The 21,407-nt window shown below is 64.6% G+C and carries 16 protein-coding genes; 8 read left to right on the forward strand and 8 right to left on the reverse strand.

Going from position 1 to position 21,407, the window contains the following annotated elements; translation table 11 throughout:
• Positions 1-13: 13 nt before the first annotated feature.
• The 3 genes from upp to XH88_RS15385 form a co-directional block, all read right to left on the reverse strand.
• Positions 14-649 (reverse strand): uracil phosphoribosyltransferase, encoded by a 636-nt coding sequence (gene upp, locus XH88_RS15375; RefSeq protein WP_128964537.1) that lies wholly within the window; start codon positions 647-649, stop codon positions 14-16.
• Between the two features lie 174 nt (positions 650-823).
• Entirely contained in the window at positions 824-952 is a 129-nt protein-coding gene (locus XH88_RS15380; protein WP_271669147.1) for a hypothetical protein, read from the reverse strand.
• A 45-nt stretch (positions 953-997) separates the two neighbouring features.
• Positions 998-1,465 (reverse strand): hypothetical protein, encoded by a 468-nt coding sequence (locus tag XH88_RS15385; protein ID WP_271669148.1) that lies wholly within the window; start codon positions 1,463-1,465, stop codon positions 998-1,000.
• A gap of 516 nt (positions 1,466-1,981) precedes the next feature.
• Here XH88_RS15385 and XH88_RS15390 point away from each other — a divergent pair.
• The 6 genes from XH88_RS15390 (at position 1,982) to XH88_RS15415 (ending at position 10,187) form a co-directional block, all read left to right on the forward strand.
• Positions 1,982-2,071 carry a K(+)-transporting ATPase subunit F gene (locus XH88_RS15390; protein WP_035698142.1) on the forward strand — a complete coding sequence of 30 codons (90 nt, stop codon included), beginning with the start codon at positions 1,982-1,984 and terminating at the stop codon, positions 2,069-2,071.
• Between the two features lie 112 nt (positions 2,072-2,183).
• Positions 2,184-3,887, forward strand: coding sequence for a potassium-transporting ATPase subunit KdpA (gene kdpA, locus XH88_RS15395; RefSeq protein WP_271669149.1), 1,704 nt, complete (start codon positions 2,184-2,186; stop codon positions 3,885-3,887).
• Between the two features lie 18 nt (positions 3,888-3,905).
• Positions 3,906-6,020 carry a potassium-transporting ATPase subunit KdpB gene (gene kdpB / locus XH88_RS15400; protein ID WP_271669150.1) on the forward strand — a complete coding sequence of 705 codons (2,115 nt, stop codon included), beginning with the start codon at positions 3,906-3,908 and terminating at the stop codon, positions 6,018-6,020.
• A gap of 111 nt (positions 6,021-6,131) precedes the next feature.
• Entirely contained in the window at positions 6,132-6,737 is a 606-nt protein-coding gene (locus XH88_RS15405) for a K(+)-transporting ATPase subunit C (RefSeq protein WP_271669151.1), read from the forward strand.
• Positions 6,738-6,777: 40 nt separating this feature from the next.
• Entirely contained in the window at positions 6,778-9,501 is a 2,724-nt protein-coding gene (locus XH88_RS15410; protein WP_271669152.1) for a sensor histidine kinase, read from the forward strand.
• Positions 9,498-10,187 carry a response regulator gene (locus XH88_RS15415; protein ID WP_271669153.1) on the forward strand — a complete coding sequence of 230 codons (690 nt, stop codon included), beginning with the start codon at positions 9,498-9,500 and terminating at the stop codon, positions 10,185-10,187. Before XH88_RS15410 ends, XH88_RS15415 begins: the two co-directional genes overlap by 4 nt.
• Before the next feature lie 125 nt (positions 10,188-10,312).
• Here XH88_RS15415 and ku read toward each other — a convergent pair whose 3' ends face one another.
• The gene (gene ku, locus XH88_RS15420; RefSeq protein WP_271669154.1) at positions 10,313-11,197 is read right to left on the reverse strand and encodes a non-homologous end joining protein Ku; all 885 of its coding nucleotides are present in this window, start codon (positions 11,195-11,197) and stop codon (positions 10,313-10,315) included.
• A gap of 116 nt (positions 11,198-11,313) precedes the next feature.
• On the opposite strand from ku, the gene ligD reads away from it, so the two are divergent.
• Positions 11,314-13,995 carry a DNA ligase D gene (ligD, locus tag XH88_RS15425; RefSeq protein WP_271669155.1) on the forward strand — a complete coding sequence of 894 codons (2,682 nt, stop codon included), beginning with the start codon at positions 11,314-11,316 and terminating at the stop codon, positions 13,993-13,995.
• Positions 13,996-14,126: 131 nt separating this feature from the next.
• Here the strand turns inward: ligD and XH88_RS15430 are convergent, their stop codons facing one another.
• Entirely contained in the window at positions 14,127-14,291 is a 165-nt protein-coding gene (locus tag XH88_RS15430) for a DUF3309 family protein (protein WP_271669156.1), read from the reverse strand.
• Between the two features lie 180 nt (positions 14,292-14,471).
• On the opposite strand from XH88_RS15430, the gene XH88_RS15435 reads away from it, so the two are divergent.
• Positions 14,472-14,789 carry a polyhydroxyalkanoic acid system family protein gene (locus XH88_RS15435; RefSeq protein ID WP_271669157.1) on the forward strand — a complete coding sequence of 106 codons (318 nt, stop codon included), beginning with the start codon at positions 14,472-14,474 and terminating at the stop codon, positions 14,787-14,789.
• A gap of 2 nt (positions 14,790-14,791) precedes the next feature.
• On the opposite strand, the gene treY is transcribed toward XH88_RS15435, so the two are convergent.
• Genes treY through glgX form a run of 3 tightly spaced genes read right to left on the reverse strand, consistent with a single transcriptional unit; the run spans position 14,792 to position 21,406 of the window.
• Positions 14,792-17,575, reverse strand: a complete 2,784-nt coding sequence (gene treY / locus XH88_RS15440) for a malto-oligosyltrehalose synthase (RefSeq protein ID WP_271669158.1) — start codon at positions 17,573-17,575, stop codon at positions 14,792-14,794.
• 1 nt (position 17,576) lies between these two features.
• Positions 17,577-19,331, reverse strand: a complete 1,755-nt coding sequence (gene treZ, locus XH88_RS15445; RefSeq protein ID WP_271669159.1) for a malto-oligosyltrehalose trehalohydrolase — start codon at positions 19,329-19,331, stop codon at positions 17,577-17,579.
• The gene (glgX, locus tag XH88_RS15450; RefSeq protein ID WP_271669160.1) at positions 19,328-21,406 is read right to left on the reverse strand and encodes a glycogen debranching protein GlgX; all 2,079 of its coding nucleotides are present in this window, start codon (positions 21,404-21,406) and stop codon (positions 19,328-19,330) included. The genes treZ and glgX overlap by 4 nt, the downstream gene beginning before the upstream one ends.
• Position 21,407: the final 1 nt, after the last annotated feature.

The following is a 21,407-nucleotide window of genomic DNA, read 5'->3' on the forward strand; positions in this document are numbered from 1 at the left end:
CGCGCCAACCTGTCTACTTGGTGCCGAACATCCGGTCGCCGGCATCGCCCAAGCCCGGCACGATGTAGCCGTGATCGTTGAGCCGTTCATCGATCGCGGCGGTCCAGATCGGAACGTCGGGATGCTCGCTCTGGAATTGCGCGATGCCCTCCGGCGCCGCCAGCAGGCAGACGAAGCGGATGTCGCGGGCGCCGCGGTCTTTCAGCAGGGACGCGCCGGCGCAGGCCGAATTGCCGGTCGCCAGCATCGGGTCCATCAGGATCACGGTGCGGTCGGACAGGTCCTGCGGGGCCTTGAAGTAATATTCCACGGCCTGCAAGGTCTCCGGATCGCGGTAGAGCCCGATATGGGCGATGCGGGCCGAGGGCATCAGCGCCAGCATGCCGTCGAGGAAGCCGACGCCGGCGCGCAGGATCGGCGCCAGCGTGAGCTTCTTGCCGGCGATCTTCGGCGCCTGCATCGGCGAGATCGGTGTCTCGATCTCGACCAGCTCCAGCGGCAGATCGCGCGTCACCTCGTAGCCGAGCAGCATCCCGACCTCGTTCAGGATCTCGCGAAAGCTCTTGGTCGAGCGGTCCTTCTCCCGCATCAGGGAAAGCTTGTGCTGGACCAGGGGGTGGGCGACGACGTTGACGCTGCTTGTGCTCATGCGAGCGATCTAACACGGTTCCGCGAAACTGCGCCAGATCGGCCAGGCGTTTTCCGCAAGCAGCGGGGTGGCCGGGCCGGGGCCGGTGCGACCGTCGTTCGTCCCCGGTTGCTCGCCGCGTAGGCAGCCATGATCAATTCGCGGTCGATCGCGTGAAGTGGCGAGGTGAAGGTTCTAGACGCCGAGCCCGCGCGCCGCGAGCGTGATCACGATCGTCAGGATGCTGCCCCAGACCAGGCTCAATGTCATGGTCAGGATGGCCGTGGTGACCGCGTGCTCGAACTGTCCTCTGAAGGGTTTCATGCTAGGCGGGGCTGCCGGATTGGAACACCATAGCTTTGCATTCGCTCAGCTGAAATTCTCGCAAGACGCCGGCTCGTAGAGCGAAACCGCAGCGGGGCGCACGTTGGGAACGCTCGGCCGCGTCGTTTCCACGGCCCGCACCTGGACTTCCACGAACGCCGAAAGCAGCGCAATCGCGAGATCACCGTGGCAGCCTTCGGTCGCGGTGTCCAGCCAATCCGGCAGCTCGCGTTCGCGCGACAGCGCGCAATGCCATTCGCCTTCGTCATAGGCCATGCGGCGAACGTGCCACAACGGCAATTCCAGTTCCATCAGCGCCATCGCGGCGTCAGCCCACGCCTCCACGTCGATCAGGCGCATGAGGCGCGCGGTGCGCTCGGTCTGCCCGAGAGAAGGAAAGCGGCGGCAGGCCTTGTCGATGATCTCGAGCATCAAGGGCCGGGTCATGGCTTGCGCATTGCGCAGGCGATCGCTGAGCGAGGAGGGATCGTAATGTGGAAGCGTGGCGGACATTCAGCCTCCTGGAATGGACGTCGGTCAGTCGGCCGGCCTTCTCAGGGTGGCGGGAATGGCATTTGAAAACGAGAAGGGAAGGGGACGGGAGATATAGGAATCTCATAAAGGCGGGGCGCCGTGCGTGAGTTATGCAGTCTGGAACATCATGCTCCGTCGTCGTGCCGGCCCCCCGCGCGCAATTGCGCGCTAGGCCGGGCCGACGGCTGCGAACTGACGGAGCATCGTGGCCAGCCTTTATGAGATTCCTATAACTTCGCCATAGCCCTCGTCTCGAAAACCTATGCCCGGGATGGCACTTCAGCGCGGTCAAAAGTCCGGCTGATCCCTTACCGAATGCGCTTCGCGTCCTTCCGCAGGCTCCGCCGGCTCTCTCGAGAACGTGTTGCTCCCGCCATGGGGTGCAACGAGGAGCATCTCCATGATGGACATTCTGATGCTGGCGCTGGGCTTCGGCTTCTTTGCCCTTGCGATCGGCTACACCTACGTCTGCGAACGGCTGTAATGGAACGGATCATGATCTTCGATTATGCGCTCGCCGGCGCCGTCTCGTTCGGCCTCCTGATCTATCTCACCTATGCGCTGCTGCGGCCGGAACGGTTCTGAGCCGTGCTGCTGCTTGTCGAATTGCTGCTGGCGGACGTTGCGCTGGTCGGCTGCCTGCTCGTGGTGCTGCTGCCGCTGTTGCGCCGCGCACCAAGCCTGAAGGGTTGATTCCATGACCATGATCGGTTGGCTCCAGATCGTTCTCTATTGTGCGATCATCGTCGCGCTGACAAAACCGCTCGGCTGGTATATGACGCGCGTGTTCAACGGCGAGAGGACATTCCTTTCGCCGGTGCTGCGCCCGATCGAGGCCGGCATTTACTGGATCTCCGGCGTCGACGAGAAGCGCGAGCAGCATTGGCTCACCTATACGGTCGCCATGCTGCTGTTCCATGTCGGCGGCTTCCTGGTCATCTACGGTGTGATGCGCTTGCAGGCCGTGCTGCCCTTCAATCCGGCCGGGCAGGCGGCGGTCGCCGAGGATCTGTCCTTCAACACCGCCGTCTCCTTCATCACCAACACCAACTGGCAGAACTACGGCGGCGAGAGCACGCTGTCCTACCTGGTGCAGATGGTCGGCCTGACGCACCAGAACTTCCTGTCGGCCGCGACCGGCATCGCGCTGGCCGTGGCGCTGATCCGCGGCTTCTCGCGCGCCTCGATGCGGACGGTCGGCAATTTCTGGGTCGATGTCACGCGCTGCACGCTCTACGTGCTACTGCCGATCTGCGTCGTCTACACGCTGTTCCTGGTCTGGCAGGGCATGCCGCAGATGCTCGGCGATTACGTCGAGGCGACCACGCTCGAAGGCGCCAAGCAGACCATTGCGGTCGGCCCGGTCGCCTCGCAGGTCGCGATCAAGATGCTGGGCACCAATGGTGGCGGCTTCTTCAACGCCAACGCCGCGCACCCGTTCGAGAATCCGACCGCGCTGTCGAATTTCGTGCAGATGCTGTCGATCTTCGTGCTGGGCGCGGCGCTGACCAACGTGTTCGGTCGCATGGTCGGCAACCAGCGGCAGGGCTGGGCGATCCTGGCGGTGATGGGCGTGCTGTTCGTCGCCGGTGTCGCCATCACCTATTGGGCGGAAGCCAATGGCACCTCGACGCTACAGGCGCTTGGGCTTGCCGGCGGCAATATGGAGGGCAAGGAAGTCCGCTTCGGCATCGTTGCCTCCTCGCTGTTCGCCGTGATCACCACGGCGGCGTCCTGCGGTGCGGTCAATGCCATGCATGACAGCTTCACCGCGCTCGGCGGAATGATCCCGCTGATCAACATCGAGCTCGGCGAGATCATTGTCGGCGGCGTCGGCGCCGGCATGTACGGCATGCTGCTGTTCGTCATCCTGGCGATCTTCGTCGCAGGCCTGATGGTCGGCCGTACCCCCGAATATGTCGGCAAGAAGATCGAGGCGCGCGAGGTCAAGATGGCGATGCTCGCAATCCTGATCCTGCCGCTGATGATCCTGGGCTGGACCGCGGTCGGCGTTGTACTGCCGCCTGCAGTGGCCTCCATGAATAATGCCGGCCCGCACGGCTTCACCGAGGTGCTGTACGCCTATTCGTCGCAAACCGGCAACAACGGTTCAGCCTTCGCCGGCCTCTCCGGCAACACTCTGTTCTATAACCTGACCGGTGCCTGCGCGATGTTCGTCGGCCGCTTCCTGATGATCGTGCCGGCCATGGCGATCGCAGGGTCGCTTGCGGAGAAGAAATCGATTCCGCCGTCGATGGGCACGTTCCCGACCACCGGGGGCCTGTTCGTCGGCCTCGTCGTCGGCGTCATCCTGATCATGGGCGGCCTGACCTTCTTCCCGGCACTCGCGCTCGGCCCGATCGTCGAGCATCTGGCGATGAACGCCGGCAACCTCTTCTGATTGTCTGGAGCGACCTCCATGGATACGATGAAACTGCAAAAGCGTGCGCCGATGTCGGCGATGCTCGATCCGAGAATCGTGCTGCCCGCGATCCGCGCCTCCTTCGCCAAGCTCGATCCGCGGCTGATGGTGAAGAACCCGGTCATGTTCATGGTCGAGGTCGTGGCTGCGCTCACCACGGCGATCTTCCTGCGTGATCTCGTCACGGGCGGCGCCAATCTCGGCTTCACCTTCCAGATCATCGTCTGGCTCTGGTTCACAGTGCTGTTCGCCAATTTCGCCGAGGCGGTCGCCGAGGGGCGCGGCAAGGCCCAGGCTGAGTCCCTGCGCAAGACTCGCACCGAGAGCCAGGCCAAGCTCCTGACCGGCGCCGGTCAGGACTTTAAACTGGTGCCGGGCACGAGCCTGAAGGTCGGCGACATCGTGCTGGTCGAGGCCGGCGACATCATCCCATCCGACGGCGAGGTGATCGAGGGCGTCGCCTCCGTCAACGAAGCTGCGATTACCGGCGAATCCGCTCCTGTGATCCGCGAATCCGGTGGCGACCGCTCGGCGGTGACGGGCGGCACCCAGGTGCTGTCCGACTGGATCCGCGTCCGCATCACAGCCGCGCAGGGCTCGACCTTCATCGACCGAATGATCAGGCTGGTCGAGGGCGCTGAACGGGCCAAGACGCCGAACGAGATTGCGCTCAACATCCTGCTGGCCGGCCTCACCATCATCTTCGTGTTCGCGACCGTCACCATTCCGAGCTACGCGGCCTATGCCGGTGGCTCGATCTCGGTGATCGTGCTGGTCGCGCTGTTCGTGACGCTGATCCCGACCACGATCGGCGCGCTGCTCTCGGCGATCGGTATCGCCGGCATGGATCGTCTGGTGCGCTTCAACGTGCTGGCGATGTCCGGCCGCGCGGTCGAGGCCGCCGGCGACGTCGACACGCTGCTGCTCGACAAGACCGGCACCATCACCCTCGGCAACCGCCAGGCGACCGCCTTCCGCCCCGTGCGCGGCGTGACCGAGCAGGAGCTGGCGGACGCGGCCCAGCTGGCCTCGCTCGCCGACGAGACGCCGGAAGGCCGCTCGATCGTCGTGCTGGCGAAGGAGAAGTACGGCATCCGTGGCCGCGACATGGCCGAGCTTGGCGCGACCTTCATCCCGTTCAGCGCCCAGACCCGCATGAGCGGCGTCGATGCCGGCGGCTCGTCGGTGCGCAAGGGCGCGGTTGATGCCATGCTCAATTATCTCGGCGGCGGCGCGCCGACTGCGGTTGCGTCCGGCAACACGGCGCGGGCGATGCAGCCTGCCGCTCTTTCCGAACTCGGCCGTGAGATCCAGGCCATTGCCGATGACGTGTCGAAGTCCGGCGGCACGCCGCTGGCCGTCGCCAAGGATGGCAGATTGCTCGGGATCGTCCAGCTCAAGGACATCGTCAAGGGCGGCATCCGCGAGCGCTTCGCCGAGCTGCGCCGCATGGGCATCCGCACCATCATGATCACCGGTGATAACCCGATGACGGCCGCTGCGATTGCTGCGGAGGCCGGCGTGGACGACTTCCTGGCGCAGGCAACGCCCGAGGACAAGCTCAAGCTGATCCGCGACGAGCAGGCCAAGGGCAAGCTGGTCGCCATGTGCGGCGACGGCACCAACGACGCGCCGGCGCTCGCGCAGGCCGATGTCGGCGTCGCCATGAACACCGGCACCCAGGCCGCCCGCGAGGCAGGCAACATGGTCGACCTCGATTCCAACCCGACCAAGCTGATCGAGGTGGTCGAGATCGGCAAGCAGCTGTTGATGACGCGCGGTGCGCTGACGACCTTCTCGATCGCCAACGACGTCGCCAAGTATTTCGCGATCATCCCGGCGATGTTCCTGGCGTTCTACCCCCAGCTCAACGTGCTCAACGTCATGAACCTGTCGAGCCCGCAGAGCGCCATCCTGTCGGCGATCATCTTCAACGCGCTCATCATCATCGGCCTGATCCCGCTGGCGCTGAAGGGCGTTGCTTATCGTGCGGTCGGTGCCGGCGCGCTGCTTCGCCGTAACCTCTTGATCTACGGCTTAGGGGGCATCGTCATTCCCTTCATCGGCATCAAGGCGATCGACCTCGTCGTCGTTGCCTTGCACCTGGCATAACCCATGTCGTTGCGAGCGAAGCGAAGCAATCCAGAAATGTTTCGACGATTGGCAGCCTGGATTGCTTCGTCGCTTCGCTCCTCGCAATGACGGAAGAAATTGGAGAACCACATGCTCAGAGAAATCCGCCCCGCCATCGTCCTGCTGCTGGCGCTCACCACCATCACGGGCCTGGCCTATCCGCTCGCCATGACCGGCATCGCCGGCGCGATCTTCCCCGCCAAGGCACAAGGCAGCCTGATCGAGAAGGACGGCAAGGTGATCGGCTCCACCCTGATCGGACAGGAGTTTAGGGCCGACAGATATTTCCACGGCCGCCCCTCGGCGACGCTGGCGCCGGACCCCAATGATTCGACCAAGACGGTCCCCGCGCCTTACAACGCCGCCAATTCGGGCGGCTCCAATCTCGGCCCGACCAGCAAGGCGCTGGCCGATCGGCTGAAGGAGGACGTGGACAAGCTGAAGGCCGAGAACCCGAACGCCGCCGTGCCCGTCGATCTGGTCACGACTTCGGCAAGCGGTCTCGACCCCGACATCTCTCCGGAGGCGGCGCAATTCCAGGTGCCGCGCGTGGCCAAGGTCCGGAATATGTCCGAGGATGCGCTGAAGCAGCTCGTCGCCGCCAACACGGAAGGCCGTCTGCTCGGCCTGCTCGGCGAACCCAGGGTTAACGTTCTTGCGCTGAACCTCGCGCTGGATCGAGCATCCGCGAAGTAGCGCTCTAGGCTGAGAATGCCGGGATGATTATACTGAACTAATGGTTCAGCAGCGCCGCGATCCCGAACAACGTCCGTCGCCGGAGGCGCTGCTGCAGGCTGCGCGCCGGGAGGAGAGCGCGAGCGGCAAGCTGAAGATTTTCGTCGGCGCCGCCCCCGGCGTCGGCAAGACCTACGAGATGCTGCAAAGCGCCCATGCCAGGCGCAAGGCCGGCGTCGACGTCGTGGTCGGCTTCGTCGAGACCCATGGTCGCGCCGAGACCGAGGCGCTGGTGAGAGGGCTCGAGGTCGTCCCGCGCAAGCGGCTCGATTACCGCGGCCAGATCGTCGAGGAAATGGACCTCGATGCCGTCATCGCCCGACGGCCGCAGATTGCACTTGTCGACGAACTCGCTCACACCAACGCTGCCGGCAGCCGCCACCCCAAACGCTATCTCGATGTCGAGGAGCTGCTGTCCCACGGCATCGACGTCTACACCGCCGTCAACATCCAGCACATCGAGAGCTTGAACGACGTCGTCGCCCAGATCACCCATGTCCGGGTGCGCGAGACCGTGCCGGATTCGATCTTCGACCGCGCCGATGCGATCGAGCTGATCGATCTCACGCCCGACGATCTGATCCAGCGCCTGCGCGAGGGCAAGGTCTACGTCCCCAAACAGGCCGAGCGGGCGCTGGAGCATTATTTCTCGCCCGGCAATCTGACCGCGCTGCGCGAGCTTGCGCTGCGGCGCACGGCGGAACGGGTCGACGAGCAGCTGCTCACCCATATGCAGGCCAACGCCATCGCCGGTCCCTGGGCCGCGGGCGAGCGCATCCTCGTCTGTGTCAGCGAGGATCCGCGCGCGGCGGGGCTGGTGCGATACACGAAGCGGCTGGCCGACCGGCTGCATGCGCCGTTCACCGCGCTCTCGATCGAGACGCGGCGCTCTCTCCAGCTCTCGGACAAGGAGCGCGACCGGCTCGCCGATACGCTGCGGCTCGCCGAATCGCTCGGCGGGGAGGCGCTGACCATTCCGGCGGTCGGCCGCCGCATCGCCGACGACGTCATCAATTTTGCGCAAGGTAACAACGTCACCCAGATCGTGATCGGCAAGTCGACCCGCTCGCGCTGGTTCGAGATGACGCGCGGCTCGGTCGTGCACGACCTGGTGCGCCGCGCCGGCAACATCACGGTCCATGTCATCGCCGGCAACGAGCTGCCTGACGAGGCCGCGGCCAGGAGCGCGGTGCAAACCGCAGTGCGGTCCGAGCCGTTCGATCCGCTGCCTTACTTGAAGGCGCTCGGGATTGTGCTGATCGGTCTCGGCGCCGCAGAGCTGATCCAGCCCCATTTTGGCATCGAGAATGTCGATCTCGTGCTGCTGACTTCGGTGGTGGCGGTTGCCGTCCGGTACGGCCTGTGGCCGTCCCTGCTGGCGACGGTGGCGGCGTCGCTCTGCTACAATTTCTTCTTCATCCCGCCGATCTACACCTTCACGATCACCGATCCGACCAACGTCGCCGCCTTCATCCTGTTCACGGTGGTGGCGATGCTCGTCTCCAATGTCGCAGCGCGCGTGCGCACCCAGGCCGACACCGCGACCGGCCGGATCAGGATGACCGAGCAACTCCATGCGTTCAGCCGCAAGCTCGCCGGCACCGCGACGCTGGACGACGTGCTGTGGGCGACGGCCTATCAGATCGCGTTGATGCTGAAGGTCCGCGTGGTGCTGTTGCTGCCGGAGGACGGGCTTTTGACGGTGAAGTCCGGCTATCCGCCGGAGGACCAGCTCGACCAGGCCGACCTTGCCGCCGCGAACTGGGCCTGGAGCAATGATCGCTCCGCCGGCCGCGGTGCGGATACGCTGCCGGGCGCAAAGCGGCTGTTCCTGCCGATGCGCACCGGGCGCGGGCCGATCGGGGTGATCGGCATCGACAACGATCGCACCGGCCCGCTGCTGACGCCGGACCAGCGCCGGCTGCTGGACGCGCTGGTCGACCAGGGCGCGCTCGCGATCGAGCGCGTGCTGCTGGTCGAGGACATGGACCGCGTCAAGCGCACCGTCGAATCCGAGCGGCTGCGTTCCGCGCTGTTGACCTCGATCTCGCACGACCTGAAGACGCCGCTCGCCTCGGTGCTGGGCGCGGCCTCGACCCTGCGCGATCTCGCCAGCGCGCTGTCCGACACCGAGAAGCGGGACCTGCTCGCCACCGTGATCGACGAGTCCGAGCGGCTCAATCGCTTCATCGCCAATCTGCTCGACATGACCAAGCTCGAGTCCGGGGCGATCGTGCCCAACACCGCTCTGCACGATCTCGGCGAGATCGTCGGCAGCGCGCTGCGGCGGGCCTCCAAGATCCTGACCGCACACAGGGTGGAACTGCTCCTGGCCGCCGATCTGCCGATGCTCGAGCTCGATGCCGTGCTGTTCGAGCAAGCGCTCTTCAACCTGCTCGACAATGCCGCGAAATATTCGGCGCCCGACACGACGATCGCCATCAGGAGCCGGCGCGAACGTGACCAGGTGCTCCTGGAGGTCGCCGACGAAGGCGATGGCATTCCGCCGGACGAGCTCGAGAGCGTGTTCGACAAGTTCTATCGTGTGCAGAAGGGCGATCACGTCCGTCCCGGCACAGGACTTGGGCTCGCCATTTCCCGCGGCTTCGTCGAGGCGATGGGCGGAACGATCTCAGCTGCCAATCGGAGTGACCGAAGCGGCGCGATCCTCACCATCCGCCTGCCTGTTCCGGCGCAGACCCACGCATTGGATACCGCCGCATGAGCGCCGCCCCGATCAAGGTCCTGGTCATCGACGACGAGCCGCCGATCCGCAAATTGCTACGGATGGGGCTGTCGACGCAGGGCTACGAGATCCTGGAAGCGTCGAACGGCAGAGGCGCGCTGGAGAAGCTCACGGAGCAGCCGGCGCTGATTATCCTCGATCTCGGCCTGCCCGACATCCAGGGGCACGAGCTGCTGCGCACCATCCGCGCCCGCAATGAGAGCGTACCGATCGTGGTGCTGTCGAGCCGTGGTGACGAGGCCGGCAAGGTGCAGGCGCTCGATCTCGGCGCCGATGATTATCTGACCAAGCCATTCGGCATGGACGAGCTGCTGGCGCGCTTGCGCGCCGCGCTGCGCCATCAGCTCCAGGTGCAAGGCGAGCGCCCGGTATTCCGCAGCGGCGATCTCTCGGTCGATCTCGTGCGCCGCATCGTCAAGCTCGGCGAGCGCGAGATCAGGCTGTCGCCGAAGGAGTACGACCTGCTGCGCGTGCTGGTGCAGCACGCCGGCAAGGTGCTGACCCACAGATTCCTGCTCAAGGAGCTCTGGGACGAGCTGACCGACGCGCAATACTTACGCGTCTATGTTCGCCAACTGCGCCAGAAGATCGAAACCGATCCGGAGCGGCCGCAATATGTGTTGACCGAGACAGGGATCGGGTATCGGCTCAAGGCGGGGGATTGATTCCAGACCTGTAGGGGGGCAAAGGTGCAAAGCGCCGTGCCCACCAACTCTCTCGATCGGAAACGATACGTGGCACGCCTCGCTGTGCCCACCCCACGATGTCGAGGACTAGGCGGGCAGCCTCCTCAGCCCGCCTTCCGGTGCCGTGCCGTCGAGCGGTGGGTCTTCCTCGCAGCTTGCCGCCGTCCCGTCGCCCTTCTTGCGTGGGACTTCGCCGCGGTCTTCTTTCCGCCGCGGCCCTTCAGGCTCTGCTTCAGCGCATCCATCAGGCTGACGACGTTGCTCGGCCGCTCCTCCGGTTCGGGAAGCTCGATGGTCCTGCCGCTTGCCTTGCGTTTCACCAGGGCCTTCAGCGCGGTCTCGTACTCGTCCTTGAACTTGCTCGGATCGAAATGCGCCGCCTTGGTGTGCAGGATATGGCCGGCGAGATCGACCATGTCCCTGGTGATCTTCGGGCTCTTGATGTCGTCGAAGAACTGGTCCTCGTCGCGCAGCTCGTAAGGAAAGCGCAAAGTGGTGCCGAGCAGGCCCTTGCCGAGCGGCTCGATCGCGATGATGTGCTCGCGATTGGTGAGCACGATTTTTGCGAGCGCCACGCGGTCCTGATCCTTCATGGCGTCGCGGATCACCGCGAAGGCGTCGACGGCGGCCTTGCCGTCGGGTGCGATGTAGTAGGGGTGGTTGAGATAGCGCTGGTCGATCTCTTCGCTCGGCACGAAGCTCTCGATGTCGATGGTATGATTGCTCTCGATCTGCACCGCCTCGAGCTCCTCCGGCTCGATCGCGACATATTTGCCCTTGCGCAGCTCGTAGCCGCGACCCTTCTGTTCGCTCTCGACCACCTCGCCGGTTTCCGAATCGATCATCTGCTGCTTGAGCCGGTTCCCCGTCTCGCGGTTGATCAGGTGAAACCGCGTCTTCTCGGCGGCGGTGGTCGCCGGATAGAGCACGACCGGGCAACTGACCAGCGACAGTTTCAACGTTCCTTTCCAATAGGCGTGCGGGGCCATTCCATTCTCCAGCGATTTCAAGGCGTTTTGGAACCCCAACCGCGCGATCGGGTTTTGGTTCCGGGCGGGACTTTGGCCGTGATAGGCTGAATGCCGAAAGAGAAGCGGGACCGGTCGTGCTGCAAAAACTATCCACCTACCGCAAGAAGCGTGATTTCGAGAAGACGCCCGAACCGTCGGGCAGGACCGCCGTGGCGCCCTCGAAGCAGCGTCGCTTCGTGATCCAGAAGCATGATGCGACCCGGCTGCATTACGATCTCAGGCTCGAATTCGACGGCGTGTTCAAGTCCTGGGCCGTGACGAAAGGGCCCTCGCTCGATCCGCACGACAAGCGGCTGGCGGTCGAGGTCGAGGATCACCCGCTCGACTACGGCGATTTCGAAGGCACCATTCCGGAAGGCCAATATGGTGGCGGCACAGTGATGCTGTGGGACCGCGGCACGTGGGAAGCGGAGGATCCGGAGGCCGGTTTCAAGAAGGGCGACCTCAAATTCACCCTTCACGGCGACAAGTTGCATGGCAGCTGGGTGCTGGTGCGTATGCGCAACCGCGGCGGCGAGAAGCGCACCAATTGGCTCTTGATCAAGCACCGCGACGAATATGTTCGCGAGGGTGCGGATAACGATATTCTGGAGGAAGACAAATCCGTCGCTTCCGGCCGAGCGATGGAGCAGATCGCCGAAGGCAAGGGGCGCGCGCCCAAGCCGTTCATGCTGCCGAAGGGGGCGGGCAAAGCCAATGCCGTCTGGCAGTCCAATCGCACGGAGGAGACCAAAGGCAGGACCTTGCAGCCTGCGCCGCGCACGGCCTTGAAGGTTCGAAAGGCGGGAAAGAAGACGACGACGGCCACGAACGCCGGGAAGGTCTCGGCGATGCCGGATTTCGTCGCGCCGCAGCTCTGCACCCCGGTCGAACGGCCACCCGCCGGCGAAGGCTGGTGCCACGAGATCAAGTTCGACGGTTATCGCGTCCAACTCCGGGTCGAGGACGGCGAGGCGACGCTGAAGACGCGCAAGGGCCTCGATTGGACCGACAAGTTTGCGGGCATCGCGAAGGAGGCCGGCGCACTGCCGGACGTGATGATCGACGGCGAGATCGTTGCGCTCGACCACAACGGCGCGCCGAATTTCTCCTCGCTTCAGGCCGCGCTGTCGGACGGCAAGACCGAAAGCCTCATCTTCTTTGCCTTCGACCTGCTGTTTGCCGAGGGACAGGACTACCGCCGTCTGCCGCTCGGCGAGCGCAAGGCACGGCTCAAGGATTTGCTGGAGGCGCGCAAGCGGAAATCGGCGCAGATCCGCTATGTCGAGCATTTCGAGAGCGGCGGCGAGGCGGTGCTGCAATCGGCCTGCAAGCTCGAGCTCGAAGGCGTGGTGTCGAAGAAGCTCGATGCACCTTATCGCTCGGGACGAACGGAGAGCTGGACCAAGTCGAAATGCCGCGCCGGCCATGAGGTCGTGATCGGCGGCTACAAAACCACCAATGGCAAATTCCGCTCCTTGATGGCCGGCGTGCATCGCGGCGACCATCTCGCCTTCGTCGGCATGGTCGGGACCGGCTTTGGCGCCGACAAGATCAAGCGGATCATGCCGTCGCTGAAAGCCATGGAAGCCAAGGAGAGCCCCTTCGGCGGCAAGAATGCGCCGAAGAAGACCCGCGAGGTGCACTGGCTGAAGCCCGAGCTCGTGGCCGAGATCGAATTCGCCGGCTTCACAGCCGAGGGCAATATCCGCCAGGCCGCGTTCAAGGGCCTGCGTCAGGACAAGCCGGCTGAGGAGGTCGAGGCCGAGACGCCCGTCGATACCGAGCTCGCCGAGCCCTCGACCAGGGGGCGGGCGAAATCCCGGGCAAATGCGAAATCCGTTCGGTCCGCGAAGCAGGCAGGCGGCACCGCGGAGGTGATGGGTGTTGTCATCTCCAAGCCGGACAAGGAGCTTTGGCCCGACGACGGTGAGGGCCATCCGGTGACCAAGCTGGATCTCGCGCGCTATTTCGAAGCCGTCGGTGAATGGATGATTGTCCACCTGAAGGGCCGGCCATGCTCGTTGATCCGCGCCCCCGACGGCATCAAGGGCGAATGCTTCTTCCAGCGGCATGCCATGCAGGGCACGTCGAACCTGCTCGAACTCGCAAGAGTCTCCGGCGACCGCAAGCCTTACCTGCAGATCGACCGGATCGAGGGGCTCGCTGCCGTTGCGCAGATCGGCGGGGTCGAGTTGCACCCCTGGAACTGCGCCCCCAATGCCTACGACACGCCGGGGCGGCTGGTGTTTGATCTCGATCCGGCGCCCGATATCGACTTCGCCGCGGTCGTGCAGGCGGCGAAGGAGATGCGGCAGCGTCTGACCGGTCTCGGCATGGAAAGCTTCTGCAAGACCACCGGCGGCAAGGGCCTCCACGTCGTGGTGCCGCTGCTTCACGGCGCGCGCGACAAGGTGGACTGGAAGGAGGCCAAGGCATTCGCGCAAGGCGTCTGCCAGTGGATGGCGGATGACGATCCCGAGCGCTATCTGCTCAACATGTCGAAGAAGCAGCGCAAGGGAAAGATCTTCCTCGATTATCTGCGCAACGACCGCATGTCGACGGCGGTGGCCCCATTGTCGCCGCGTGCACGCGCCGGCGCCACGGTGTCGATGCCGCTGACCTGGGCGCAGGTGAAGAGCGATCTCGATCCGAAGCGATACACCCTGCGCACGGTGCCCGGTTTGCTACCGCGGTCGAAGGCTTGGGATGGCTATGACGATGCGGCCGCTTCGATCAAGGCGGCGATGAAGAAGCTGGCGGGAAAGATGAAGTAGGCCGGTGCTATGGGAGCAACTGCCGCAGGGTGGGCAAAGCGAAGCGTGCCCACGCTTTTTTGCGACCGGGAGAGATGGTGGGCACGGCGCAAGGGCGCCTTTGCCCACCTCACGAGATTCTCGCAGTGCCGCTAAATCCTTCCCATCAACAGCAGGATCAGCAGAATGATGATGACGAGCCCGAGGCCGCCGCCGCCGTAATAGCCGGTGCCATAGAACGGGCCGCCGCCGACGCCGCTGAAGCCGCCGAGCAGTGCGATGATCAAGATGATCAGAACGATCAGACCAATAGACATGAATTTCCTCCAGCCCTTTTTTCAAAGGGTCGCTTGAACCTGTCCCTGTGGTGCGGAGGCAACTTGGCCCCGGTTTTAAAGTTCCGGTCTTGCAACGGGGCCGCAGGTCCGACTTGCATGGAACCTTTGTTCGCCGAGCCGGCATGATTAGATGAGGATCACTCATCACGGGGCAAAGCCATGTCAGCACCGCTTGTCGTCTCCATTCCGCATCGCCTCGGCCGCGAGGAGGCGCTACGTCGCCTCAAGACCGGCCTCGGCCGCGCCGCAGCGAGCATTCCAGTCATGCAGGTCGAGGAGGAGCGCTGGACCGGCGACAGCATGAATTTTCGAATCCGCGCGCTCGGCCAGGTCGCGAGCGGTCAGGTCGATGTTGCCGACGATCACGTCAAGGTGCAGGTGGTGCTGCCCTGGCTGCTCCAGCGCTTTGCCGAGATGGCGCAGGCGACGATCAAGAAGCGCGGGCAATTGCTGCTGACCAAGGACGAGGGGAAGTAGGTTCAGGAGCTGAGGCGCTGCCGCGGAGCCCTGATGGCGCTTGCCGCACGAGCTTCGATGACGGCGGCGGGAAAATCACGGAAAACCTGCGCGACGGGGAGTTGATTGCTTGTCAGGTGAGGTGCGGTATAGCCGGTGATGTCGACCGTTGCGTCGAATCCTTCGAGCGTTGGCCATTCCCGACCCGCTTGCGTAAAAGGGGCGAACTGGCGCGCGACCACGACGATCGCCGCGGTTCGGCCACGGCGGCGAGCGAAGGCGATGACATGATCGGCGTGCGCACCTTGGACGTCGAGCGGCCGGTAGTCGCCCTGGGCAAAGATGTCGGGGAGCTCATTGCGCAGCTTGAGCAGGTGTCGCGTCCAGGCCAGTTTGATCTGGCCGTCGGGCCGCGACCTGGTCAGGCCGCGCCAATCCGGATTGTGCAGCGCGCCCAGCGCCGCCTCTCGCGCGGCAAAATCCACCGGCCGGCGGTTGTCGGGATCGACCAGCGACAAGTCCCAGAATTCGGTGCCTTGGTAGAAATCGGGAACCCCCGGCAGTGTGGCCTTCAACGTGAGCTGGCTCAGCGAATTCAGTGCGCCAAGCAGCGCAACGCGCCGGGCCAGGGTCCGGAGCGCGTCCAGGAATTCGCCCGATAGTGCCGGATCGAGGATCTTCCCGATGAAGCTCTTGATGCCGCTCTCATAAGCCTCGTGAGGGTTGAGCCAGCTCGTCTCCTCCTTGCCTTCGCGTGCGGCTTTCAGCGCATAGGCCTGGATGCGTTCGACGAAACCGGCATCCGGCTCCTCCAGCGGCCAGGCGCCGAGCAGGGTCTGATAGAGCATGTATTCGAAGGTTGCCGATGGCGCGCGCAGATGGCCGTGAAGCGCGAGGTGCGGCGCGTTCAGCACCTTCCAGCGTGCCACCGCGCTGGTCCATTCGCCAGGGATCTCGCTGAGCGCCGCGATTCTCGCGCGGGCGTCCTCGCCCCGCTTGGTATCGTGGGTCGCGGTCGCGGTCATCCCTTGCGGCCATTCCCTGGCGCGCGCCCGCATCGCCTCGTGGAAGGCGGGGATAGTGAGGCCCTTGCTCGCGGGATCGCCGCCGACCTCGTTGAGTGCGAGCAGTCGATGGAACTGGTAGAACGCCGTGTCCTCCAGCGACTTCGCCATGACAGGCCCGGTGAACTGCTGCACTTTCAGCGCGAAGCGGCGCACACGCGGGGCGCTGTGCGGTGGACGACCGGGCTTGAGCAAGTCCATGGTCAGGGCATCGCGCAGGAAGTCGAAAATGCCTTCGTCGGCGGCGAACCATTCGGCGCGGGCGCGCGCGATGGTGTCGTCGATCAGCTTGCGGTCGAGGGCGGTCGGGCCGCTATGCGTCAGATAGGTGCGGTAGACCGGGAAATGCAGCACGTATAATTCGAGTGCCTGCCGCAGGCTGTCGGCGGAGAAATCACGGGTCGAATAGTGGCCGTTGGCGATGCGTGCGAGCAGGCGCGTCAGCACGATGAATTCGCTGGTCAGCAGCGTTTCCAGCACGCGCCTTTTGGCCTCCTTGACGTAGGGCGCGAGCCGCGGCGGCCGGTTGCTGATCTGTCGCCAGGTCTCGTCCAGTGCGTCCAGCCCCTTGGCATCCACCAGCACCTGGGTGATCGCGTTCATCCACTCATAGCCGGTGGTGCCCTGCACGCCGGCGAAATGCGGCAGCTTCTCGTGCTCGCACAGGATCTTTTCGATCACGGTATAGAACGGTTTTGTGTTGCCCTGCGCGTCGCGCACCAGCCGGCGCAGCCGCTGGCAATATTGCGCGGGATCGCGCAGGCCGTCGATGTGATCGAGGCGGATGCCTTGCAGTCTGCCGTCGGCGACGAGTTGCTTCACCAGCCGATGCGTGGCGGCAAAAGTGCTCGCGTCCTCGACCCGCAGTCCGGCAAGTCCGTTGACGTCGAAGAAGCGGCGATAATTGATGTCGCTCGATGCAAGGCGCCAATGGCCGAGCTTGTAGTTCTGCCGCTCCAGCAGGTGATGCAGCGCCAGTGTCTGTGCCGGGCGATCCTTGCCGGCGCGGTAAGCGGCAAGGCCGTGGGCGATGATGCCGGCTGCGCCAGCGATATCCGTCAGCTCCGCCTTGAAGGCGGGGGCCTCCTTGCGGTTGGGACGGCGCAAGCCGGTGTAGCGCGCGGCGAGCGAGAGCAGGCGTCTGCCCCCTTCGGTCTCGGCGGCGTCTGCCTCCTTGACGATCATCCGCAATATCTCACCATAGCGCTCCGGCACGATCGGCAGCCGATGTTCGAAATACCAGGCTGAAAAGCTGCCTTCGCCGGGATCGTAGCGCAACTCGATATCGCCGCGCTCCAGAGCCTCGCCATAGGACGATCCGAGGATCGGCAGCAGCACGCCACCACGGGCACGGTAGGGCAATTGATCCCAGTCGATATCGAAGGAGACTGCGTGCGGCGAGGCCTGGCCCCATTCCAGCACGTCCAGCCACCAGGGATTGTCGGAAAAATGCACGCCGACATGGTTGGGCACGAAATCGATGATGAGCCCGAGGTCGTGACGTGCCAGCGCTTCGCTCAGCCGGTCAAACCCGGCTTCGCCGCCAAGCTCGGGATTGAACTGGCTGTGGTCGACCGTGTCGTAACCGTGGGTCGAGCCCTTGCGCGCCTTCATCACCGGCGAGGCGTAGAGATGGGTGATGCCCAGCGCCTTGAGGTAAGGCACCACGGCGGCGGCCTTGTCGAAATCGAAATCCGAGGTGAGCTGAAGCCGGTAAGTCGCGAGAGGAATCGCCGAAGGCATATCAACCTCCGAGATGCCAGATCACCGACCAGGGTGATAGCCGGTCGCCGGTCGCGCCGCCCCAGATCGGCGCGCCCGTCATGCTGTTGGAATACGCAACATCCTTGTCGGAGAGGTTGGCAAGGAGACGCAGGGTCGCGCCGTCAGCCATGCGCCAATGCGCGGTGAGCACGCCGTTGTCCGTTGCCTCGGCATTGCCGAAGCGCGCCCCCTTCAGCCGTGGCATGATCTCGTTGCGGCGGAGCACGAGGAGCTCGCGCACCAGCGCGAGCCGGGCATTTTGCTCCGGCGTGCGGCTGGTCCAGTCCAGCACCGCCGATTGCGGCGTGGCCGGGTCGAGCGGATCGGGCACCTCGTCGCCGTACTTCTCATAGGCCCACGCATATTCCTGCTTGCGGCCCTTGCGCACGGCCTCGGCGAGCCCGCCCTGGAAGTCGCAGAAGAACGGGAAGGGGACTTTCGAGCCCCATTCCTCGCCCTGAAACAGCATGGGTACCATCGGCGCGAGCAACGTCACCGCGAGTGCGGCCTCGATCTGCACGGGCGGTGCCAGGCTCTCGAGGCGCTCGCCGAGAGGCCGGTTGCCGATCTGGTCATGGTTCTGCAGGAAGTTGACGAAGGTCGCCGGCGGCAGCTCGCCGCTCGGTTCGCCACGCGGCTTCTTGCCCCAGAACTCCGAGATCTCGCCCTGATAGACGAAGCCGGAGGCGAGTGCACGCGCCAGATCCATGCGCGGCGTCTGATAATCGGCGTAATAGCCGGCGTGCTCGCCGGTCAGCATCACGTGCCAGGCGTGGTGATAATCGTCATTCCACTGTGCGCGATATTTGCCATTCGGCGGCTCCTGCGCAGCGTCGAGCAGGCTGGCGCGGTTGTCGCCGTTCTCCAGCACGAGATGGATGTGCCGCCCTGTGACCCGCGCGAGCTCGCCCGCGGCGACGCTGAGGTCTTGCAGCATCGACTGCTCGCCCGGAATCGCCATGATGTGGTTGGCGGCATCGAGCCTCAAGCCGTCGAAGCGATAGTCGGTGAGCCAGGACAACGCGTTCTCGACGGCAAAGGCCCGGACCTGCGACACGCGATAATCGATCGTGCTGCCCCAGGGTGTGTGCGCGTCGGTGAAGAAACCAGGCGCGTAGCGTCCGAGATAGTTTCCCTCGGGACCGAAGTGATTGTAGACGACGTCCAGAAATACCATCAGCCCGCGCAGATGCGCTGCGTCGATCAGCGTCTTCAGCTCTTCCGGCCGGCCATAGGCGCTGTCGGGCGCGTACCACAGCACGCCGTCATAGCCCCAACCGCGGCGGCCGGCAAAATCGGCCAGCGGCATCAGCTCCAGCGCGGTGATACCGGTCGCGACGAGATGATCGAGCTTGTCGATCATGGCGCGGTAGCTTCCTTCCGCCGTGAAGGTGCCGACATGGGCCTCGATCAGCACCGTCTCTTCCCAGGGACGTCCGCGCCAGTCCTCCGCGCGCCAAGCGAAGCCATCGTGATCGATCACCTCGCTCGGACCGAACACGTCCTCCGGCTGGAACGCGGAGGCGGGATCGGGCACGTCGATGTCGTCGTCGATCCTGAATTTGTAGCGGCTGCCGACGGGCAGGTCGGCAATCTCGGCGACGTACCAACCGTCCTGCCGGCGCTGCATCGCATGTCGTCGCTCGAGCAGGAGATCGACCCGACGCGCACCTGGTGCCCACAAACGGAACGACACGCCATCCTTGGTCGGCTTCGCCCCGAACGATGGCCTCATAGCGCCCCCGCGAAGGCGAGCACAGAGCGGGGCGGCGCCTTGCTGTCGCTTCCCGGCAGGAAGTCAACGCTGTTCAGCTTGGCATCCGTCGTGTTCAGGATCTGCTGCCAGCTCTTGTATTCGGGCATTTTGGGCAATTTGAATGCGATCTCTTCGGGAGCGGCGTTCAATACGATAAATATTGCCGCGCTGGCCGGTTCCATCGGTCCCATCACATAAGACAGGAACCGCCCGTCCGGGAATGTCCAGTCGCTCTCCGTCATCTCGTTGCCTTCGGGCGTCAGCCACAGCGCGCCGTAGGAAATGCCATCCTTGGGCCGGCCGTCGAGCCAGCGATGGCTGCGCAGCTGCGAGAAGCGGCGGCGGATGTCGGCGAGATCGGCGACAAACCTGACCATGTCGTCGCCCTCCTTGCCGAGATTCTCCCAGCCGACCCAGCCGACCTCGTTGTCCTGGCAGTAAGCGTTATTGTTGCCGGATTGCGTGTTGCCGACCTCGTCGCCGGCAAGGATCAGGGGAATGCCCTGCGCCAGCATCAGGCAGGCCAGCGCGTTCTTGCGCAGCTGCCGCCGCAGCGCTACGATATCGGGATCGTCGGTCGGACCCTCGATACCGCAATTGTTGCTGTGGTTGTCGTTGGAGCCGTCGCGATTGTCCTCGCCGTTGGCCTCGTTGTGCTTCTCGTTATAGCTGAAGAGGTCGGCGAGCGTGAAGCCGTCATGCACGGTGATATGGTTGATGCTGGCGCGGGGCCGCCGTCCGTCGTGGTTGAACAGGTCGGAGGACGCCGTCATGCGGCTGGAGATGTCGCCGATCAGGCTGCCTTCGCCGCTCCAGTAGCGGCGCATGGCGCTGCGATAGCGATCGTTCCACTCCGACCATTGCGAGGGGAATGCGCCGACCTGATAGCCGCCGAGGCCGAGGTCCCACGGCTCGGCGACGAGCTTGACGGCCGCCAGCACCGGGTCCTGCCGGATCGCGGTGAGGAACGAGATGCCGCGATCGAAACCGTTCGGGCCGCGCGCCAGCGTCGTGGCGAGATCGAAGCGGAAGCCGTCGACGTGACAGACCTCGACCCAGTAGCGCAAGCTATCCATCACCATCTGCAGCACGCGCGGATGGGTGAGGTTCACCGACGAGCCGCAGCCGGTGAAGTCGTCATAGTAGCGCGGGTTCTCGCGGTTCAGCCAGTAATAAGAGGCGTTGTCGATGCCGCGGTAGCACAGCGTCGGTCCGAGATGGTTGCCCTCGGCGGTGTGGTTGTAGACGACATCTAGCATCACCTCGATGCCGGCATCGTGCAGACGCGCGACCGTGGTGCGGAAGGAGTCGAGTGCATTGTCCTGAGCGTAGCGCGGCTCGGGCGCGAAGAAGGATAACGTATTGTAGCCCCAATAATTGGCGAGCTTCTTCTCGACCAGGATGCGGTCGTCGACGAAACTGTGGATCGGCAGCAACTCGATCGTGGTGACGCCGAGCTTCTTCAAATGCTCGATCATCGCGGGCGACGACAGGCCGCCATAGGTGCCGCGCAAATTCGGCGGCACGTCGTCGCGCTTCTGCGTCAGGCCCTTGACGTGGGCTTCGTAGATGATGGTGTCTTCCCAGGGGATGTTGGGGCGGATCTCGCGGCGGCCCCAGTTGAAGGTCTCGTCGACCACGACGGCCTTGGGCATGCCGCGCGCATTGTCGCGCCGGTCGAACGACAAGTCCTCGCGCGCCGAGCCGGTGCGGTAGGCGAAATGGGCGTCGCTCCACACCAGTCGCCCCGCGAGGCGCTTCGCGTAAGGATCGAGCAGCAGCTTGTTGGCATTGAAGCGGTGGCCATGCTCGGGCTCGTAGGGACCGTGCACGCGATAGCCGTAGAGCTGGCCCGGCGAGACGTCGTTGAGATAGCCATGCCAGACGTCCTCGGTACGCTCCGGCAACTCGATGCGCTCGAGCTCGCGGCGCCCTTGGGTGTCGAACAGGCACAGCTCGACCTTCTGCGCGTTGGCGGAGAACAGCGCGAAGTTGGTGCCGCGGCCGTCCCAGCTTGCACCGAGGCGGGCGGGCGATCCAGCAGTCAGGCGCATC

Source organism: Bradyrhizobium sp. CCBAU 51627, assembly GCF_028128765.1.
In the GTDB taxonomy this organism is placed as follows: Bacteria; Pseudomonadota; Alphaproteobacteria; order Rhizobiales; family Xanthobacteraceae; genus Bradyrhizobium.

What these genes read in the sequence shown, in the direction of transcription:
- upp (WP_128964537.1), bottom strand. Translation starts at nt 649, where the DNA reads ATGAGCACAAGCAGCGTCAACGTCGTCGCCCACCCCCTGGTCCAGCAC.
- XH88_RS15380 (WP_271669147.1), bottom strand. Translation starts at nt 952, where the DNA reads ATGAAACCCTTCAGAGGACAGTTCGAGCACGCGGTCACCACGGCCATC.
- XH88_RS15385 (WP_271669148.1), bottom strand. Translation starts at nt 1,465, where the DNA reads ATGTCCGCCACGCTTCCACATTACGATCCCTCCTCGCTCAGCGATCGC.
- XH88_RS15390 (WP_035698142.1), top strand. Translation starts at nt 1,982, where the DNA reads ATGATCTTCGATTATGCGCTCGCCGGCGCCGTCTCGTTCGGCCTCCTG.
- kdpA (WP_271669149.1), top strand. Translation starts at nt 2,184, where the DNA reads ATGACCATGATCGGTTGGCTCCAGATCGTTCTCTATTGTGCGATCATC.
- kdpB (WP_271669150.1), top strand. Translation starts at nt 3,906, where the DNA reads ATGGATACGATGAAACTGCAAAAGCGTGCGCCGATGTCGGCGATGCTC.
- XH88_RS15405 (WP_271669151.1), top strand. Translation starts at nt 6,132, where the DNA reads ATGCTCAGAGAAATCCGCCCCGCCATCGTCCTGCTGCTGGCGCTCACC.
- XH88_RS15410 (WP_271669152.1), top strand. Translation starts at nt 6,778, where the DNA reads ATGGTTCAGCAGCGCCGCGATCCCGAACAACGTCCGTCGCCGGAGGCG.
- XH88_RS15415 (WP_271669153.1), top strand. Translation starts at nt 9,498, where the DNA reads ATGAGCGCCGCCCCGATCAAGGTCCTGGTCATCGACGACGAGCCGCCG.
- ku (WP_271669154.1), bottom strand. Translation starts at nt 11,197, where the DNA reads ATGGCCCCGCACGCCTATTGGAAAGGAACGTTGAAACTGTCGCTGGTC.
- XH88_RS15430 (WP_271669156.1), bottom strand. Translation starts at nt 14,291, where the DNA reads ATGTCTATTGGTCTGATCGTTCTGATCATCTTGATCATCGCACTGCTC.
- XH88_RS15435 (WP_271669157.1), top strand. Translation starts at nt 14,472, where the DNA reads ATGTCAGCACCGCTTGTCGTCTCCATTCCGCATCGCCTCGGCCGCGAG.
- treY (WP_271669158.1), bottom strand. Translation starts at nt 17,575, where the DNA reads ATGCCTTCGGCGATTCCTCTCGCGACTTACCGGCTTCAGCTCACCTCG.
- treZ (WP_271669159.1), bottom strand. Translation starts at nt 19,331, where the DNA reads ATGAGGCCATCGTTCGGGGCGAAGCCGACCAAGGATGGCGTGTCGTTC.
- glgX (WP_271669160.1), bottom strand. Translation starts at nt 21,406, where the DNA reads ATGCGCCTGACTGCTGGATCGCCCGCCCGCCTCGGTGCAAGCTGGGAC.